This is a genomic window from Bradyrhizobium sp. 35, from assembly GCF_023073215.1.
GTDB lineage: Bacteria > Pseudomonadota > Alphaproteobacteria > Rhizobiales > Xanthobacteraceae > Bradyrhizobium > Bradyrhizobium canariense_D.
Genome location: NZ_JADPJC010000050.1, coordinates 293,453 through 310,689, shown reverse-complemented (window position 1 = coordinate 310,689; position 17,237 = coordinate 293,453). Strand labels below are relative to the sequence as shown.

Here is a 17,237-nt window from a genome sequence, read left to right as displayed (position 1 = left end):
CCCGATTCGTGGAGACGGTTTTGGCTTTCCTCTTCGTCCTCATCGTCGGCCTCGTCGCAGGCACCATTTCCGGCATCGTCGGCACGGGCTCGTCGATCATGCTGATGCCGGTGCTGGTCTATGCCTATGGGCCAAAGGAGGCGGTGCCGATCATGGCGGTGGCCGCCGTCATGGCCAACTTCTCACGAATCCTGGCGTGGTGGCGCGAGGTCGACTGGCGCGCCTGCGCGGCTTATTCGGTCACGGGCATTCCAGCCGCCGTGCTCGGCGCGCGGACACTGCTGGCGCTGCCCTCGCACGCCGTCGATCTTGCCATCGGCGTCTTCCTGATCGCGATGGTGCCGGTTCGGCACTGGCTGGCGCGGCACGATCTCAAGGCCAATCTCTGGCATCTGGCGATCGGTGGGGCCGTCATCGGCTATCTCACCGGCATCGTCGTCTCCACCGGGCCGCTCAGCGTGCCGCTATTCCTGTTCTACGGCTTGTCCCGCGGCGCTTTCCTCGCCACCGAAGCGGCATCTTCGCTCGGGCTCTATGTTGCGAAATCCCTGACCTTCGAACGTTTCGGCGCGCTGACCGGCGATGTGTTCGTCAAAGGCCTGGTCGCAGGATCGTCGTTGATGGCCGGCGCCTTCATCGCCAAACGCTTCGTGCTGCGCTTGAAGCCGGAGATGTTCCGCTTGGTGATGGACGCAATCATGATCGCGGCCGGCCTCTCCATGCTCTGGAACGCGGCGCAGCCGTAGCCGGGCTTCGGGGAGCGCCCGGACTCACTCTCTCGACCCGTCATTCCGTGCTATCAGCAAACCTGAAACCCCCGACTCGCTGTCCCCGGACTCGCTGTCCCCATGGCCAAGAACACACTTTCCTTCGTCTGCCAGAACTGCGGCGCGGCCTATAACCGCTGGCAGGGCAAGTGCGAGTCCTGTGGCGAGTGGAATACGCTCGCGGAGGAGGACACGACCGGCAGCGTGCCGGTGTCGATCCGCTCCAAGCGCAAGGGGCGGACCTTCGCGCTCGAGAGCCTGTCCGGAAAAACCCAGGACGCCCCGCGCCTGTCCTCCGGCATGACGGAGCTCGATCGCGTGACCGGCGGCGGCTTTGTCCGCGGCTCGGTGCTGCTGGTCGGCGGCGATCCCGGCATCGGCAAGTCGACGCTGCTGACGCAGGCCACAAGCCTGCTCGCGCGCGCCGGACACCGCGTCGTCTACATCTCCGGCGAAGAGGCGGTCGCGCAGGTGCGGTTGCGCGCCGAACGGCTCGGGCTGTCGGATGCGCCGGTGCAGCTCGCCGCCGAAACGTCGGTCGAGGACATTGTCTCGACGCTGTCTGAGGGCGCGGTGCCGCGGCTGATCGTGATCGATTCGATCCAGACCATGTGGACCGACACGGTGGAATCGGCACCCGGCACGGTGACGCAGGTGCGCGCCTCGGCGCAGGCCCTGATCCGTTTTGCCAAAAGGACCGGCGCGGCCATCATCCTGGTCGGCCATGTCACCAAGGACGGACAGATCGCCGGCCCTCGCGTGGTCGAGCACATGGTCGATGCGGTGCTGTCGTTCGAGGGCGAAGGCTCGCAGCAATTCCGCATCCTGCGCGCCGTGAAGAATCGTTTCGGGCCGACCGACGAGATCGGCGTGTTCGAGATGACCGGGCTTGGCCTGCGCGAAGTCACCAATCCTTCCGAGCTGTTTTTGTCGGAGCGCGATCTCGGCACGCCCGGCACCGCAGTCTTCGCGGGTATCGAGGGTACAAGACCCGTTCTGGTCGAATTGCAGGCACTGGTGGCGCCGACCTCGCTCGGCACCCCGCGCCGGGCCGTGGTGGGCTGGGATCCGAGCCGGCTATCGATGGTGCTGGCGGTGCTGGAAGCCCATTGCGGGGTGAAGCTGTCCGGCCACGACGTCTATCTGAACGTCGCGGGCGGCCTGCGCATCCACGAGCCCGCGGCTGATCTGGCCGCCGCGGCGGCGCTGGTGTCCTCGCTGGTTAATGCGCAGTTGCCCTCCGATGCGGTCTATTTCGGCGAGATCTCGCTGTCCGGCGTGGTGCGCCCGGTAGCGCAGACCCCGGCCCGGCTGAAAGAAGCGGCAAAACTCGGCTTCCAGCGTGCCGTTCTGCCCGAATCGGCCCGGGGCGAAGCCGGCGGCGATGCCGGCTTGTCGCTGAACGCGATCAACAGCCTAACGACATTGGTCGCCGAGATCGCCGCACGCGGCTCCCGGCGGGGCGACTCGAGCGCACCGGCAGAGAAAAATGCCACACCAGCAAGATTCCGCCGTGGAGAGGGTTAGCCGGTGGTGACGTCCCCCGCCCTCGCCGCTATACAGCCGTCACAAAAGCAGCATGGGATTGCGTGGTTGCGGCCTTGCCGGGAACGTCGTCTCGCCCTCACTTAGGGCGGCGGCCAAGCACCGATTCGCTGAGCACCTTGAAGTACGAGCGGACCAGACCAGCCGATGCCAGTAACCATCCTCGACCTGATCCTGCTCGGTGTGATGCTGATTTCGGGCCTGCTCGCCATGGTTCGCGGCTTCATGCGCGAGATCCTGTCGATCGCGGCCTGGGGCACGGCGGCGATTGTCACGCTTTATTCATTCTCGAAGCTGCTGCCGACCGCAAAGACCTATTTCAACAACGATACCGTCGCGAGCGTGGTCGTGGTTGCCGGCGTGTTCGTGGGCACTTTGGTCGTGGTCTCCGTGATCACGGTCCGGATCTCCGACATGATCCTGGATTCGCGCATCGGCGCACTGGACCGCACCCTCGGCTTTCTGTTCGGGCTGGCGCGCGGACTTTTGATCGTCGTGGTCGCCTTCCTGTTCTTCACCTGGCTCGTGCCGGACAAGCAGCGCCCGGATTGGGTCACGGGGGCCAAATCCCGCGTGGTGCTGCAGGGAACCGGGGATTGGCTGATGGCCCTCTTGCCTGACGACCCCGAGAACACCATCTTGAAGAGATTCAAGAAAAACAAACCAGATGAAGAGCAAACTGATTCCGAGCAGCAGCCTTCGGGCAGTGGCGACGGATACAGCAAACCGGCTCGTGACAGCCTTAAAAAGCTGATCGAGAAACCCGCGGCGCGTTGATTAAGCCCTAACGAGAGGCTCGGACGAGATGCGAAATCCTGACCAGGACGCCCTACTTGATCTCGGCCCGGCCGCGCTGGAACTTCAAGACGATCTGGAGGGGGATACGCTGCGCGAGGAATGCGGCGTCTTCGGCATCTACGGCCACCCCGATGCCGCCGCCATCACGGCGCTCGGCCTGCATGCCCTTCAGCACCGCGGCCAGGAAGCCGCCGGCATCGTCTCCTATGACGGCGGCCGCTTTCATTCCGAACGCCGCCTCGGCCTCGTCGGCGACACCTTCTCCCGCCGAGAGGTGATCGACCGCCTGCCCGGCACAATGGCAGTCGGCCATGTCCGCTATTCCACCACCGGCGCGACCATCCTGCGCAACGTGCAACCGCTGTTCGCCGAACTGAATGCCGGCGGCCTTGCGGTCGCCCACAACGGCAATCTCACCAACGGCCTGACGCTGCGCCGCGAGCTCGTGAGGAACGGCGCGATGATGCAGTCGACCACCGACACCGAGGTGATCCTGCACCTGGTCGCGCGCTCCAGGCGCAGCCGCTTCATCGAGCGCTATATCGACGCGCTGCGCGAGATCGAGGGCGCCTATGCGCTGGTGTCGCTGACCAACAAGAAGCTGGTCGGCGCGCGCGATCCGCGCGGCATCCGTCCGCTGGTGCTCGGCGAACTCGATGGTTGTCCGATCCTGACCTCCGAGACCTGCGCACTCGACATCATCGGCGCACGCTTCGTCCGCGACATCGAGCCCGGCGAGGTCATCGTGTTCGACGAGAACGGGCAGGACATCCACAAGCCGTTCCCGCCGATCGCGCCGCGTCCCTGCATCTTCGAGTACATCTACTTCTCCCGTCCGGATTCCATCGTCCACGGCCGCTCGGTCTACGAGGTGCGCAAGGCCTTCGGTGCCCAGCTTGCGCGCGAGAGCCACGTGCCGGTCGACGTCGTGGTGCCGGTGCCGGATTCCGGCGTGCCCGCCGCAGTCGGCTACAGCCAGCATTCCGGTATCCCGTTCGAGCTCGGCATCATCCGCAACCATTATGTCGGCCGCACTTTCATCCAGCCGACCCAGGCGATCCGCGAATCCGGCGTGCGGATGAAGCATTCGGCCAACCGTGCCGCGATCGAAGGCAAGCGCATCATCCTGATCGACGACTCGCTGGTGCGCGGCACCACCTCGAAGAAGATCGTGCGCATGATGCGCGATGCCGGCGCCAAGGAAGTGCACTTCCGCCTCGCTTCGCCGCCGATCCTCTATCCCGACTATTACGGAATCGACCTGCCGGACCGTGGTGGTCTTCTTGCGGCGACACATTCGCTGGAAGAGATGCGCGAGATCATCGGCGCCGACTCGCTCGCCTTCCTGTCGATCGACGGCATGTACCGCGCCATGGGCGAGCCCGGCCGTGACCCCGCCAATCCGAAATTCTCGGATCATTGCTTCACCGGGGCTTATCCGACCCACCTCACCGACCAGACCCAGACCGAGCAGCAGCCGCGGCAATTGTCGTTGCTGGCGGAGGCGAGCTAGGCTCGTCGTCCTGGCGAAAGCCAGGACCCATTACCACAGGCCTTTCTGGTTCGAAGAAGGTGTGACAATCATCTTCCCTAGCCATAAACGTCACGGCGTATGGGTCCTGGCTTTCGCCAGGACGACGCTGGATAGAACCTTTCAATGACAAATCCCCTCGCCAACCGCATCGCTCTCGTCACCGGCGCCTCGCGCGGCATCGGCTTCGCCACGGCAAAAGCGCTGGCCAGGGCCGGCGCGCATATCGTTGCGGTCGCGCGCACGCAGGGCGGGCTGGAAGAGCTCGACGACGAGATCCGCAAGGACGGCGGCAGCGCCACGCTGGTGCCGCTCAACCTCACCGATTCCGACGGCATCGCGCGCCTAGGTGCCGGCCTGCATGAGCGGTACGGTAAGCTCGACATCCTGGTCGGCAATGCCGGCGTGCTTGGGCCCTCCTCACCGATCGGCCATATCGAGCTGAAGGCCTTCACCGACGTGATGGCGGTCAACGTCGCCGCGAACTTCCAGCTGATCCGTTGCATGGAGCCGCTGCTCAAGCAGTCCGACGCCGGTCGCGCGGTGTTCATCACTTCCGGCGCCGCCAACAAGGCGACCGCCTATGTCAGCCCCTACGCCGCCTCCAAGGCGGCGCTGGAGACGCTGGCGCGCGCCTGGGCGCAGGAGACCGCGAACACCAAGCTGCGCGTCAATCTGTTCAATCCGGGCCCCGTCCGCACCCGGATGCGCGCCACGCTGATGCCGGGCGAAGACCCAACGACGCTCGATACGGCCGAGCAGGTCGCCGAATTGATCGTGCCGATGTGCGCGCCGGATTGGACCGAGACCGGCAAGTTCTACGACTACAAGACCCGGACCTTGATGAGCTTCCGCTCCCGGCCTGATTGACTTGACCGCCTCCCCGCGATTGACTGCCCGCGCTCAAGCGGCAGCAAGCTGCAGGCCAATAAAGGGAGGTTGCCATGGCGCCATGGCGGAATCGCGCAGGCTCTACGCATGCGCTCGCAAATGTCTCTCGCGTCCTCTCCGTCCTGATCGCGGCCGTCGCGTTCGCGCTTCCGGGCGCGGCAACCGCCGGCGACGTCCCGACCTTCGCGGTCGATGCTTCCTGGCCAAAGCCGTTGCCGAACAACTGGATCCTCGGCCAGGTCGGCGGCATCACCGTCGACTGGCAGGGCCACATCTGGGTGATCCATCGCCCACGCTCGCTCACCGACGACGAGAAAGGCGCGAGCCTCACCCCGCCCCGCTCGAAATGCTGCGTGTCGGCGCCGCCTGTGCTCGAATTCGACACGGATGGCAATCTGCTGCGATCGTGGGGCGGCGCGGGCGAAGGCTATGAATGGGTCGGCCGCGAGCACGGCATCGAGGTCGACGAGCGCGGCTTCGTCTGGGTCGGCGGCAATGCCGACAATGACAACGCCATCCTGAAATTCACGCTCGACGGCAAGTTCGTCGCCCAGATCGGCAAGATCGCGCCGAGCCTCGGCAGCAGCGACACGACCCAGCTCGGCAAGCCCGCCGAGACCGCGATCGACAAGGCCGCCAACGAAATCTACGTTGCCGATGGCTACGGCAATCGCCGCGTCATCGTGTTCGATGCGACCACGCTCGCCTACAAGCGGCACTGGGGCGCCTACGGCAACAAGCCTGACGATACCAAGCAGGCTCCTTACGATCCCAAAGCGCCGGTTGCGCAGCAATTCGGTAATCCCGTCCACTGCGTGAAGCTCGCCAATGACGGGCTTGTCTACGTCTGCGATCGCATCAACAACCGCATCCAGGTGTTCAAGACGGACGGCACCTTCGTGAAGGAGTTCTTCTTTGAGAAGAACACGCTCGGCAACGGCGCGGTGTGGGACATCGCGATCTGGCCCGATCCGAAGCAGACCTGGCTGCTCAGCGCCGACGGTGAGAACAACGAGATCAGGGTGATCAGGCGCGAGGACGGCAGCGTGGTCGGCAGCTTCGGGCACAACGGCCGCAATGCCGGACAATTCCACTGGGTGCATGCCATGGCGATCGACGCCAAGGGTAACGTCTATACCGCCGAGGTCGACACCGGAAAGCGGATCCAGAAATTCAAGCTGACATCGGACGCGCTGAAATAGCGTCTCGACGCATTTTGCCCAAAAGTTAACCGAGGGAGGACGCTGCGACGCAGCGTCATCCGGCTTTAGGCGCATTGCCGCCGGCCGTGGGACACGGTAGAGCCATCAGCCGGAACAAGGCTCCGTTTAAGAGAGCCGTCCGCATGTTTGACAATGGAGGAAACCTTTTATGACGACGACGTTCGCGCGCCGCTCCGCGGCCCTTCTGGCCTGTGCCGCCTTCGGTTTTGCCACATCCGCCTTCGCTCAAGACAAGACCGTCAAGATCGGCGTGCTCAACGACATGTCGAGCCTCTATGCCGACATCGGCGGCCCGAACTCCGTGGTCGCAATCAAGATGGCCGTTGAGGATTCCGGCCTGCTCAAGAAGGGCTGGAAGATCGACGTCATCAGCGGCGACCATCAGAACAAGCCGGACGTCGGCGTCAACATTGCCCGGCAATGGATCGACAACGACAAGGTCGATGCGATCGCCGACACGCCGAATTCCGGTGTCGCCCTGGCGGTCAGCAACCTGGTCAAGGAAAAGAACTCGGTGCTGCTCAATTCCGGCGCGGCCTCCGCCGACCTGACCGGCAAGGCCTGCACGCCGAACACGGTCTCCTATACCTACGACACCTACATGTTGGCCAACGGCACCGGCAAGGCGCTGACCAAGGCCGGCGGCGACAGCTGGTTTTTCCTGACCGCAGATTATGCCTTCGGCCATGCGCTCGAACGCGACACCACCGCGGTCGTGACTGCGAACGGCGGCAAGGTGCTCGGCAGCGTCAAGCATCCGATCAATACCGCGGACTTCTCGTCCTTCCTGCTGCAGGCGCAATCGTCCAAGGCCAAGGTGGTGGGCCTTGCCAATGCCGGCGGCGACACCACGAACTCGATCAAGCAGGCCGCCGAGTTCGGCATTGTGCAGGGCGGGCAGAAGCTCGCGGCGCTGCTGCTGTTCATCAACGACGTGCATTCGCTGGGTCTGAAGACCGCCCAGGGCCTGACCTTCACGGAATCCTTCTACTGGGACATGAACGAGCAGACCCGCGCCTGGTCGAAGCGATTCTCGGCGCTGGCCAACAAGAATGCGATGCCCTCCATGACGCAGGCCGGCAATTACGCGATGGTGCTGCATTATCTCAAGGCGATGGACGCGCTCGGCAGCAATCCGCATGACGGCGCCAAGGTCGTCGCCAAGATGAAGGAGCTTCCGACCGACGATCCGCTGTTCGGCAAGGGTCCGCTGCGCGAGGATGGGCGTCGTCTCATCCCGGCCTATCTGTTCGAGGTGAAGAAGCCCGACGAATCGAAGGGACCGTGGGATTACTACAAGCAGATCGCCACGATCGCGGCGGAAGACGCGGCCAAGCCGCTCAAGGACAGCGAGTGCCCGCTGGTGAAGAAGTAAGGGCGTAGCAATTGCGCAACTGCCTCCACGACGTCATGCCCGGGCTTGTCCCGGACATCTACGTTCTGGACCGGACGAAGAACGTGGATGGCCGGGACAAGCCCGGCCATGACGGCCCTCTTCAAGGCCCCTTGGCGACAGCCAGCGCCCGCACCGCGATCGCCGCGCACGCCACCATCAGCACCGCCGCGAGCAGGAACGGCGCGCCGGGCAGCTGCCACGGCGCGCTGGCGCCGATGAAATATGAAAACGTCAGCGTGAACAGGAACGGGCCGACGAGCTGCGACACGCTCTGCACGCTCGCGGTCGCGCCCTGCAACTGGCCCTGCTGATCCGGCGCGACCAGCCGCGTCATCAGCGATTGCATGGCGGCGCCCGAAATGCCCCACAGCGACATCACGGGAATGCCGATCCAGAACAGCGGCCCGGTCGGCGCCGCGCCGAAGATCACGAAGCCAATCGCGCCACAGCACAGGCCGAGCAACAAGGCGTTCCGCTCGCCGAGCACACGCACGATCGGGCCGATCGCGAGCCCCTGCACCACCATCGCGCAGATGCCGACCATCGCCAGCGTCAGCCCCACGGTTTTCGAATCCCAGCCGTAGCGATAAGTGGCGTAGAGCACGAAGGTCGAGGGCAACACGACATGCGCGACCTGCGCGATGAAATTGACGACGGACAGCGCGGCGAGCACCGCGTTGGAACGCAGCAGGCGGAGCGCTCCGAGCGGATTGGCGCTCCTCCAGCGGAACGGCGCGCGCTTGTCCGGCGCCAACGATTCCGGCAGGACGAAGAGCCCATAGAGCGCATTGGCGAAGCTCAAGGCCGCCGAGGCCCAGAACGGCAGGCGCGGATCGATATCGCCGAGCAGGCCGCCCAGCGCCGGGCCCAGCACGAAGCCGGCGCCGAATGCAGCGCCAATCCTGCCGAACACCGCTGCGCGCCGCTCCGGCGGCGTGATGTCGGCGATATAGGCAAAGGCGGTCGAGATGCTGGCCGAGGTGATGCCCGAGATGACGCGGCCGACGAACAGCCAGACCAGCGACGGCGCCAGCGCCATCAGCACATAGTCTGCCGCGAGCCCGAAATTCGACAGCAGCACCACCGGCCGCCGCCCGAAGCGGTCCGACAGCGCGCCGAGCACCGGCGAGAATACGAACTGCATCAGCGCCCAGGCGGTGCCGAACAGGCCGAAGATGCGGGCCGCATGGGCCGTGTCGTTGTCGACGAAGCTCTCGATCAGTTTTGGCAGGATCGGCATGATCACGCCGAGCGCGAGCATGTCGAGCAGGATGGTGACGAAGATGAAGGCGACCGCACCGCGCCGGACTGGCGCTGCGCCCTGCGCCATCGCCTCGCCGGCGTCGTTGCTCACGACGGCCGCTTGCGCTTGTGGGCGAACGGATTGGCCTTCTCGCGCAAGGTGATGCGCACCGGCGTGCCCGGCAGCTCGAAGGCCTCACGCAGCGAATTGGTGAGATATCGCAGATACGACTGCGGTACCGCGTCCGCACGCGAGCAGAACAACACGAAGCTTGGCGGGCGGGCCTTGGTCTGCGTGATGTAGTTCAGCTTGAGTCGTCGTCCGGACACGGCCGGCGGCGGATTGGCTTGGACCGCCTCCTCGAACCAGCGGTTCAGCGCCGCGGTCGACACACGCCTGTTCCAAAGCGCATAGGCATCCTGGATCGCCTGCATCAATCGATCGATGCCCTCGCCCATCAAGCCGGAGACGGCGACGATCGGCACGCCCTTGATCTGCGGCAGCAAGTGATCGGCATCGCGGCGCAGGTTCGAGATCGCGCCGCCGCCCTTGCTTTCCATCAGGTCCCATTTGTTGACGGCGAGCACGACGGCCCGACCCTCGCGCTCGATCAGGTCGGCAATGCGAAGATCCTGCTCCTCGAAGCGGTTCTGCGCATCCATCATCATCACGACGACTTCGGCAAAGCGCACCGCGCGCAGTGCGTCGGCGACCGAGAGCTTCTCGAGCTTCTCCTCGATCCGCGAGCGCCGGCGCAGACCTGCGGTGTCGAACACCCGAAACTCGCGCCCCTTCCAGTTGATCTCGACCGCGATGGAATCGCGCGTGGTACCCGCCTCCGGGCTCGTCAGCAGGCGCTCCTCGCCGAGCAGATGATTGATCATCGTCGACTTGCCGGCGTTGGGCCGGCCGACGATCGCGACCCGGATCGGACGCGTGGCCGCCTCTTCCTCCGTCAGCGGCTCGTCGTCCTCGACCTCATCCTCCTCGACGGGCTCCGGCATCAGCTCTCTCAAGGCGTCATAGAGCTCACCCAGGCCCTCGCCATGCTCGGCCGAGATCTGGATGGGATCGCCGAGGCCGAGCGCGAAAGCCTCCATCGCGCCGGCATCGCCGTGCTTGCCTTCGCTCTTGTTCGCGACGAGCATCACCGGCTTGTTGGCCTTGCGGGCGAAATCGGCGAAGGCGCGATCGTTGGGCGTGAGGCCCATGCGGGCATCAATCACGAAGAACAGCGCGTCGGCCTGTGCGATCGCGGCCTCCGTCTGCTCCTGCATGCGGGCGGTCAGCGAGCCCTTGGCACCCTCATCGAGGCCGGCGGTGTCGATGATCGTGAAGTCGAGATCGCCGAGCCTGGCCTCGCCCTCGCGGCGGTCGCGGGTGACGCCGGGGAGGTCATCGACAAGCGCGAGCTTCTGCCCGACCAGACGGTTGAACAGCGTCGACTTGCCGACATTGGGTCGGCCGATAATGGCAATCTTAAAGGACATGGGTCATTCGTGCGCTGCCGGAGCCGCGCCTGTCAATGAAATGAAAAAATCAGCGCGAGAAGCTGCCGCTCGGCATGGGCGCCGGGAAGGCGCCCTGCGTTTGCTGCTGGGTGGTCTGGGTCGGTTGCGCCTGCTGGACGGATTGATCGGGCGGCGGCGCGGTGGTGCGCTTGCGCACGATCTTCTGCCTGGGCGGCGGCGTGGCCGCGGGCGGCGCGGCCTCGGGCTGGGCCTCGCCGTCGACTTCGCCGGCGGGCGCCTCAGCCGGCGCGACGGCTGCGGTGGCCGGCTGCCTGGTCTTTTTGGCCTTGGCACCCTTCGCCGGCTTCGGCTCGGGCGCAGGCTCGGTGGGCAGAGCCGCAACGGCGGGTCCGTTCGGATCGGGCTGTTGCTGGGCGCCCTTGTACATATCCTTCGGAACGCCTTGCTCGAGGCCGGGCACGCCTTCCGGGAACACCGGCTTGCGGTCGCCCGGCAGCTTCTTCTTGGTGTCGAGGAAGTCGAGCATGTCGCTCGGATCGAAGCTGGAGCAACCGCTCAGCACGCCCGTGAAGGCGATCAGGACGGCGGTTGCGATCAAGCGTGGCGTGCGGCGCATGTCGGTATCTCGTCTCAGCTCTCGGCTCAGCTCTTCGCTACGGGCGGCAGCAGGGCCTGCAGCGCCTCGGCGCGTGAGCGCAGGCCGGGCGGCGTTTCGCCGTCCTCGGCAATCGCGTCGAGCCATTTGCGGGCCGCAGTCACATCGTTGTTGCGCCAGGCCGACAGCGCCAGCATCTCGCGGGCGGTGTGACGGAAGGTCGATTTGGGTGCGGTCGAGGCTTCCAGCCGCTGCTGCATGTCCGCATAGCCGGCGCTGTCGAGCAGGAGACCGGCGGCGCGGATCTTTGCCAGATCCTGCCACTCGCCGCCTACACTGCGGTCGGCGGCGATGTCGTCATACAGCTTGGCGCCTGCCTTGGGATCGCGGGCCGCCGCCTCGGCCGCAGCACGCAGCCGCGCCAGGGTGCGATAGCCCGATGGAGCCTTGGCAGCGAGCTCGGTGAAGGCCGCCTCGGCCTCCGCATGCTTGTCCTGCTCGGACAGCTCAGCGGCCTTCTCGAAGGCAGCACCGGCCTCGGCAGCCTTCTTGGCTTCAAGATATTGGTAACCGCGCCAGCCACCCACGGCGGCGACGATCAGCACCATCAGTGCGATAAAGACGATCGAATATTTATCCCACAGCTTCTTGAGCTGTTCGCGACGTACTTCCTCGTCGACTTCGTCAAATAATTCAGACACTTATGCTAATCCCATGCCCGTCCGGGTGCGCGCGCCAAAGCGTTCGCGTCAGGAATCCCGTCCCCACGTGGCGGCGGGGTACCCTAACGATATGGCGGTGGCAAGGCAAAGCGAGCCCGATCAAGGCGTTAACCACCCGGGACAGCCCGAGAGACCGCCTCCCCGGGTCAATTTCCCAACAGCTCCCGCAGCTGTCGCTTCAGCACCTTGCCATTGGCATTGCGCGGCAGCGGCTCCGCGGTGATCACCATGGTCTCCGGGACCTTGTAGTCGGACAGCCGTTCCGCGCACCAGGCGCGCAAGGCCTCGCTGTCCACCGGCGCACGCGCCACCACCACGGCGTGGACGCGTTCGCCCAGCACCGGACAGGCCTTGGCGACGATCGCGCTCTCGACCACGGCGGGATGGCCGGCCAGCACCGATTCGACCTCGGCCGAATAGATCTTGAGGCCACCCCGATTGATCATGTCCTTCTGCCGGTCGAACACCCGGACAAATCCCTCCGCATCGACCGAGCCGAGATCGCCGGAATGCCAGAACCCGCTGGTGAAGCTTTCGGCCGTGGCTTTGGGATTGTTCCAGTAGCCCTTGATGACGGACGCACTCTGGATCCAGAGCTCGCCGATTTCCCCAGGCGGCAGCTCACGCCCGTCCGCGTCCATCGCCAGGATGCGCGCACCCGGACACGGCAGGCCGACGCTGTCGATATGGCTTTCCGTCAACTCGCCCGGCATGATCGTGGACGGCGACGTGGTCTCGGTCGCACCGTAGCAATTCGCCAACGCGAGGCCGGGAATGATCGCCTTGAGCTTCTCGATGGTGGCAACCGGCATCGGTGCGCCGCCGAAGCCGCCGATGCGCCAGCTCGACAGATCGCAACTGGCGAAATCGGGCTGGAGCAGGCACAGATTGTACATCGCCGGCACCATCACCGTGTAGGTGACGCGCTCGCGCGCGGCGAGCTTGAGATATTCGCCGGCTTTGAACTCCGGCATGATGATCAACGCGCCACCGCAGCAGATCATCGTCGTGATGTTGGCGACCACGCCGGTGACGTGGCCGAGCGGCACTGCCGCGATCGAACGGTCGGCCGCCGTCAATTGCAGGCAGGACATGAAGATCATCGAGGAATGGACGATGTTGCAATGGGCCAGCATCGCGCCCTTCGGCTTGCCTGTCGTGCCCGAGGTGTAGAGGATCATCGCGGTGTCCTCCTCGCTCGTCTCGACCGGCGCCGCGGCCGGGGCGTTGTCGACGAGCACCGCGAAATCCGACAGAGCCGGATCGTGGTCGATGGCGATGCGGTCGATCACATCGGGCACGTCCAGTGCGTCCGGCAGCCGCTCCGCAAGTGCCGCCTCGTGGATCAGGATCTTGGCGCCGCAGTCGGCGAGCACATAGGCGATTTCCGGCTTCTGCTGCCGCGTGCTGAGCAGCACCGTGACGAGCCCCTCATGGGCGGCAGCAAACAGCAGCAGCGGGAATTCGACGCGGTTGCCGAGCAGGATCGCGACACGATCGCCGCGCTGCAATCCGAGCTTGCGAAATCCCGCCGCGATCCGCGCAGCCTGCTCGACGGCCTGCCGCCAGCTCAGCCGGACACCGCCTGAGATCAGCGCTTCGCCGTCGGGATTGCGGGCGCAGGCGTCCGCAATCATCGCCCACAGGCTCGACGGCCGATCGCAAAATGCCGGTACCACCCGATCGCCGAAGCGCGCCTCGAACCGCATTGGCGGGATCTGAGAATGCGACCAGTCCATCGGATTGCCCTTGGCTTGTTACTTTCGTTATCTTCCGCGCACGGGCATGCGGTCCTGTCTTGTGCTGATCGGCTAGCCGCCCATCACGGGAACGCCGATGACGACGGGATGGAACGCAAAAGCCAGCGCCAGATAAGCGACGATTCCAACCACGACCGCGATCAGATCGTTGGTGACGCCGCCGACCGGAATCGGCGGACCGCCGCCATCGGTGCGACGCTTCAGCGTGATGCGGTCATACACCGCCCAGCCCAGAAAGGACCCGAACAGGATGATGGAGCCGAGATCGCCATTGGCCAGAAGATGCGCCGCCGCCCACAGCTTGATGCCGGCCAGCATCGGATGCTTCAGTGTCGCGTAAATGCGGCCGCGCAGATAGGACGCAACCACCAGGATGACCGCGGGCAGCATCAGCGCGAGCGTGATGTGCTTCAGCGCCTTCGGCGGATACCAGACGTCGATCCAGCCGGTCGCGCGATAATGCGCGAAGCCCCAGATGATCAGTGCGAGCCCCGCAAGCGAGGCAAGCGAATAGAGGATCTTGTAGGTCCCCTCGCCCACTCTCGCGATGGCCTGCGCGCGTGCATCGCGTTTCGTCGTGAACACATGCGCCGCAAAAAACAGCGCAAGCCCCAGGATCATAACCAGCAGACCCACGAGATTCTCCCCTCAACCAGCGCCCCAGCCCATGGCGTATCATCGATTGGCCGCGGGTCGCAACTGATGCGCTACTTGCCGATCTCGCGATTGTCGACATACCGGATCGCGATCGGCCGCCCGGCGATGGCACCGCCAAAACCGCCGGTGAACTTCAGCGGCAGGCAGGCGTTCAACGATGAATTGATTGCATTAAGATAGGTAGTTCTCGTCTCGGCGGGCACGCCTGCGGTCGCAAAGGTCAGGCGCGGCGGGCCGATCAGGCCGCCCGATTTGTTGAAGCTGAAACGCACGGCGATCTGCATGCCCGCGCGGGCATTGTCCGATGGCGGTGACCAGCAGCTGCGCAGCTCGGCGAAGAGATCGCCGATCGTATCGAGATCGTGAATAGGCTTTTGGTATTTGGCGCGATCGGCGTCCGCTGGCACGCTTTGGATCGTGAGCTGGAGGTTCTGCCCGTAGGAATAGTCGATCTCGGGAATGCAGGGACCAGGCTCGAGCGGGCTGCAATAGGATGGCGTGCAGGGCCGGCCGTCGAGCACACTGCATGGCTCGTGCGAAAACGGAATTGGGTTGATCTGTCGCGGCCGCGCGTCGGTGGCAACGATCGAGATCGCCAGCAGGAGAAAAACAAGGATGCCGCGCCACATCATGCGATCTCACAATACCGCAAGAGTAAAACGTGGCATTACCTCCGACAACGTCAAGATCGCCGGCGTTCACGTGCTCGCGTTCAACCTCGGTGTCGTCGCCCGGCTTGACCGGGCGACCCAGTACTCCGGGACGTCTGTGATTGAGCCGGGAAGCCGCGGCGTACTGGATGCCCCGGTCAAGCCGGGGCATGACAGCGGAGGGTGAGGAGCGGACGGAGCTACGCCCTAGCCCTTCTTCTTGACGTCCTTGACGTTGGTGAACTCGATGCCCTCGGCACGTTCCCTTGTGTAGCCGAGATAGAACTCGTTCCGCGCCAGATAGACGGGATCCCCGTCGACATCGTCGGCGATGCTGGAGGTGTTGGCGGCGATGAAGGTATCGAGCTTCTTGCGGTCGTCCGAAGAGACCCAGCGCGCGAGTTGGAACTCGCTGACCTCGAATTCGACTGGGAGGGAATATTCCGCATCCAGCCGGGCCTTCAGCACGTCGAGCTGGAGTGCGCCAACGACGCCAACCAACGCCGGTGCGCCGTCGCGCGGGCGGAATACCTGCACCACGCCCTCTTCCGACATCTGCTGAAGCGCTTCCTTCAGCTTCTTCGCTTTCATGGCATCGGTGAGACGCACGCGGCGGACGATTTCCGGCGCAAAGCTCGGCACGCCCACGAAGTTGAAATCCTCACCGTCGGTCAGCGTGTCGCCGATGCGCAGCGTGCCGTGATTGGGAATGCCGACGACGTCGCCGGCATAAGCCTCGTCCGCAACCGAACGGTCCTGCGCGAAGAAGAATTGCGGGCTGGACAGCGGCATGCTCTTGCCGGTGCGCACGAGCTTCGCCTTCATGCCGCGGCTCAGCTTTCCGGAGCAGAGGCGGGCGAAAGCGATGCGGTCGCGGTGGTTGGGATCCATGTTGGCCTGGATCTTGAACACGAAGGCGCTCATGCGCGGGTCGGTGGCTTCGACCTTGCGCTGGTCGCTCTCCTGCGCGCGCGGCTCGGGCGCGAACTTGCCGAGTCCTTGCAGCAGGTCACCGACGCCGAAATTGCGCAGCGCGCTGCCGAAATAAACCGGCGTCAGATGGCCCTCGCGAAACGCTTCGAGCTCGAACGGTTTAGAAGCCGCGGTGACGAGTTCGAGCTCGTCCTTGACCGCCGACACGTCGAGATTGGCATTGAGCTTGGCGAGCTCGGCGATCTCGATCTGCTGCGCCGCGCCAGTTTTGGCGCCACCGCCTTCGAGCAGGCGCACGCCGCCATTGACGACGTCATAGGTGCCGAGGAACTCGCGGCCGCGGCCGACAGGCCAGGTCATCGGCGTGGTATCGAGCGCCAGCGTCTTCTCGATCTCGTCGAGAAGCTCGAAGACGTCGCGGCTCTCGCGGTCCATCTTGTTGATGAAGGTGATGATCGGGATATCCCGAAGACGACACACCTCGAACAGCTTTCGGGTGCGCGCCTCGATGCCCTTGGCGGCGTCGATCACCATGACGGCGGAATCGACCGCCGTGAGCGTGCGATAGGTGTCTTCCGAAAAGTCCTCGTGGCCCGGCGTGTCCAGCAGGTTGAACACGAGGCCCTCGAACTCGAAGGTCATGACCGAGGTCACGACCGAGATGCCGCGCTCGCGCTCGATCTTCATCCAGTCCGAACGCGTGTTGCGCCGCTCGCCCTTGGCCTTGACCTGGCCGGCCAGATTGATGGCGCCACCGAACAGCAGCAGCTTTTCGGTCAGCGTGGTCTTGCCGGCGTCCGGATGCGAGATGATCGCAAAGGTACGCCGCCGCGACACTTCAGCGGCAAGCGAGGAACGGGCCGTCGATTCGGCTGTGGTGGCGATGTCGGACATTGCGGCAGCGTTTGGCAGGGAAAATGAGCCTGATCAAGCCTGATCTGGTGATTGCGGAGGCTTCCGGCCAGCCCCATATCGGGCTTGGGTTGGGAGGGACGGCCTTCCCTTGCTATCAGCACACCAGTCGCGGGGACGACCCTGCCTTGAATGGAGGGTC

16 protein-coding genes are annotated in these 17,237 nt (G+C 64.9%); 8 read left to right on the top strand and 8 right to left on the bottom strand.

Features of this window, described 5'->3' with window-relative positions:
• Nucleotides 1-20 precede the first annotated feature (20 nt).
• The 7 genes from IVB36_RS09715 to IVB36_RS09685 all read left to right on the top strand — a co-directional run bounded on the left by IVB36_RS09715 (nt 21) and on the right by IVB36_RS09685 (nt 8,130).
• On the top strand, nt 21-746 hold the full coding sequence (locus tag IVB36_RS09715) for a sulfite exporter TauE/SafE family protein (protein ID WP_247391379.1): 726 nt from the start codon (nt 21-23) through the stop codon (nt 744-746).
• Nucleotides 747-848: 102 nt separating this feature from the next.
• Nucleotides 849-2,294 (top strand): DNA repair protein RadA, encoded by a 1,446-nt coding sequence (gene radA / locus IVB36_RS09710; protein ID WP_018459134.1) that lies wholly within the window; start codon nt 849-851, stop codon nt 2,292-2,294.
• A 165-nt stretch (nt 2,295-2,459) separates the two neighbouring features.
• Nucleotides 2,460-3,089, top strand: coding sequence for a CvpA family protein (locus IVB36_RS09705; RefSeq protein WP_007592055.1), 630 nt, complete (start codon nt 2,460-2,462; stop codon nt 3,087-3,089).
• Between the two features lie 28 nt (nt 3,090-3,117).
• Nucleotides 3,118-4,623, top strand: coding sequence for an amidophosphoribosyltransferase (purF, locus tag IVB36_RS09700; RefSeq protein WP_018459135.1), 1,506 nt, complete (start codon nt 3,118-3,120; stop codon nt 4,621-4,623).
• A gap of 144 nt (nt 4,624-4,767) precedes the next feature.
• Nucleotides 4,768-5,511 (top strand): SDR family NAD(P)-dependent oxidoreductase, encoded by a 744-nt coding sequence (locus IVB36_RS09695; protein ID WP_247391377.1) that lies wholly within the window; start codon nt 4,768-4,770, stop codon nt 5,509-5,511.
• Between the two features lie 74 nt (nt 5,512-5,585).
• Complete coding sequence (locus tag IVB36_RS09690; RefSeq protein ID WP_247297480.1) at nt 5,586-6,734, top strand: hypothetical protein; 1,149 nt, start codon at nt 5,586-5,588, stop codon at nt 6,732-6,734.
• A 169-nt stretch (nt 6,735-6,903) separates the two neighbouring features.
• Complete coding sequence (locus IVB36_RS09685; RefSeq protein WP_018459138.1) at nt 6,904-8,130, top strand: ABC transporter substrate-binding protein; 1,227 nt, start codon at nt 6,904-6,906, stop codon at nt 8,128-8,130.
• Between the two features lie 121 nt (nt 8,131-8,251).
• Here IVB36_RS09685 and IVB36_RS09680 read toward each other — a convergent pair whose 3' ends face one another.
• The 7 genes from IVB36_RS09680 to IVB36_RS09650 form a co-directional block, all read right to left on the bottom strand.
• Nucleotides 8,252-9,505, bottom strand: a complete 1,254-nt coding sequence (locus tag IVB36_RS09680) for a tetracycline resistance MFS efflux pump (RefSeq protein ID WP_018459139.1) — start codon at nt 9,503-9,505, stop codon at nt 8,252-8,254.
• Nucleotides 9,502-10,884, bottom strand: coding sequence for a ribosome biogenesis GTPase Der (gene der, locus IVB36_RS09675; protein WP_018459140.1), 1,383 nt, complete (start codon nt 10,882-10,884; stop codon nt 9,502-9,504). Before der ends, IVB36_RS09680 begins: the two co-directional genes overlap by 4 nt.
• A gap of 49 nt (nt 10,885-10,933) precedes the next feature.
• A complete protein-coding gene (locus IVB36_RS09670) occupies nt 10,934-11,482 on the bottom strand; it encodes a hypothetical protein (RefSeq protein ID WP_247391376.1) in 549 nt (182 codons plus the stop codon).
• A gap of 26 nt (nt 11,483-11,508) precedes the next feature.
• Entirely contained in the window at nt 11,509-12,162 is a 654-nt protein-coding gene (locus tag IVB36_RS09665; protein ID WP_018459142.1) for a tetratricopeptide repeat protein, read from the bottom strand.
• A gap of 167 nt (nt 12,163-12,329) precedes the next feature.
• Entirely contained in the window at nt 12,330-13,922 is a 1,593-nt protein-coding gene (locus IVB36_RS09660) for a class I adenylate-forming enzyme family protein (protein WP_247391374.1), read from the bottom strand.
• Nucleotides 13,923-13,994: 72 nt separating this feature from the next.
• The gene (locus IVB36_RS09655) at nt 13,995-14,579 is read right to left on the bottom strand and encodes an NnrU family protein (protein WP_026233743.1); all 585 of its coding nucleotides are present in this window, start codon (nt 14,577-14,579) and stop codon (nt 13,995-13,997) included.
• A gap of 71 nt (nt 14,580-14,650) precedes the next feature.
• On the bottom strand, nt 14,651-15,229 hold the full coding sequence (locus IVB36_RS09650; RefSeq protein ID WP_247391448.1) for a hypothetical protein: 579 nt from the start codon (nt 15,227-15,229) through the stop codon (nt 14,651-14,653).
• Here IVB36_RS09650 and IVB36_RS09645 point away from each other — a divergent pair.
• Nucleotides 15,216-15,437 (top strand): hypothetical protein, encoded by a 222-nt coding sequence (locus IVB36_RS09645; RefSeq protein ID WP_157643098.1) that lies wholly within the window; start codon nt 15,216-15,218, stop codon nt 15,435-15,437. The genes IVB36_RS09650 and IVB36_RS09645 overlap by 14 nt on opposite strands.
• Before the next feature lie 20 nt (nt 15,438-15,457).
• On the opposite strand, the gene IVB36_RS09640 is transcribed toward IVB36_RS09645, so the two are convergent.
• The gene (locus IVB36_RS09640) at nt 15,458-17,077 is read right to left on the bottom strand and encodes a peptide chain release factor 3 (RefSeq protein ID WP_085352891.1); all 1,620 of its coding nucleotides are present in this window, start codon (nt 17,075-17,077) and stop codon (nt 15,458-15,460) included.
• Nucleotides 17,078-17,237: the final 160 nt, after the last annotated feature.

Bases quoted from the DNA above. Each gene is read 5' to 3' on its own strand.
- der (WP_018459140.1), bottom strand. From the start codon at position 10,884: ATGTCCTTTAAGATTGCCATTATCGGCCGACCCAATGTCGGCAAGTCG.
- IVB36_RS09685 (WP_018459138.1), top strand. From the start codon at position 6,904: ATGACGACGACGTTCGCGCGCCGCTCCGCGGCCCTTCTGGCCTGTGCC.
- IVB36_RS09660 (WP_247391374.1), bottom strand. From the start codon at position 13,922: ATGGACTGGTCGCATTCTCAGATCCCGCCAATGCGGTTCGAGGCGCGC.
- IVB36_RS09690 (WP_247297480.1), top strand. From the start codon at position 5,586: ATGGCGCCATGGCGGAATCGCGCAGGCTCTACGCATGCGCTCGCAAAT.
- IVB36_RS09650 (WP_247391448.1), bottom strand. From the start codon at position 15,229: ATGTGGCGCGGCATCCTTGTTTTTCTCCTGCTGGCGATCTCGATCGTT.
- IVB36_RS09695 (WP_247391377.1), top strand. From the start codon at position 4,768: ATGACAAATCCCCTCGCCAACCGCATCGCTCTCGTCACCGGCGCCTCG.
- purF (WP_018459135.1), top strand. From the start codon at position 3,118: ATGCGAAATCCTGACCAGGACGCCCTACTTGATCTCGGCCCGGCCGCG.
- radA (WP_018459134.1), top strand. From the start codon at position 849: ATGGCCAAGAACACACTTTCCTTCGTCTGCCAGAACTGCGGCGCGGCC.
- IVB36_RS09645 (WP_157643098.1), top strand. From the start codon at position 15,216: ATGCCGCGCCACATCATGCGATCTCACAATACCGCAAGAGTAAAACGT.
- IVB36_RS09640 (WP_085352891.1), bottom strand. From the start codon at position 17,077: ATGTCCGACATCGCCACCACAGCCGAATCGACGGCCCGTTCCTCGCTT.
- IVB36_RS09670 (WP_247391376.1), bottom strand. From the start codon at position 11,482: ATGCGCCGCACGCCACGCTTGATCGCAACCGCCGTCCTGATCGCCTTC.
- IVB36_RS09705 (WP_007592055.1), top strand. From the start codon at position 2,460: ATGCCAGTAACCATCCTCGACCTGATCCTGCTCGGTGTGATGCTGATT.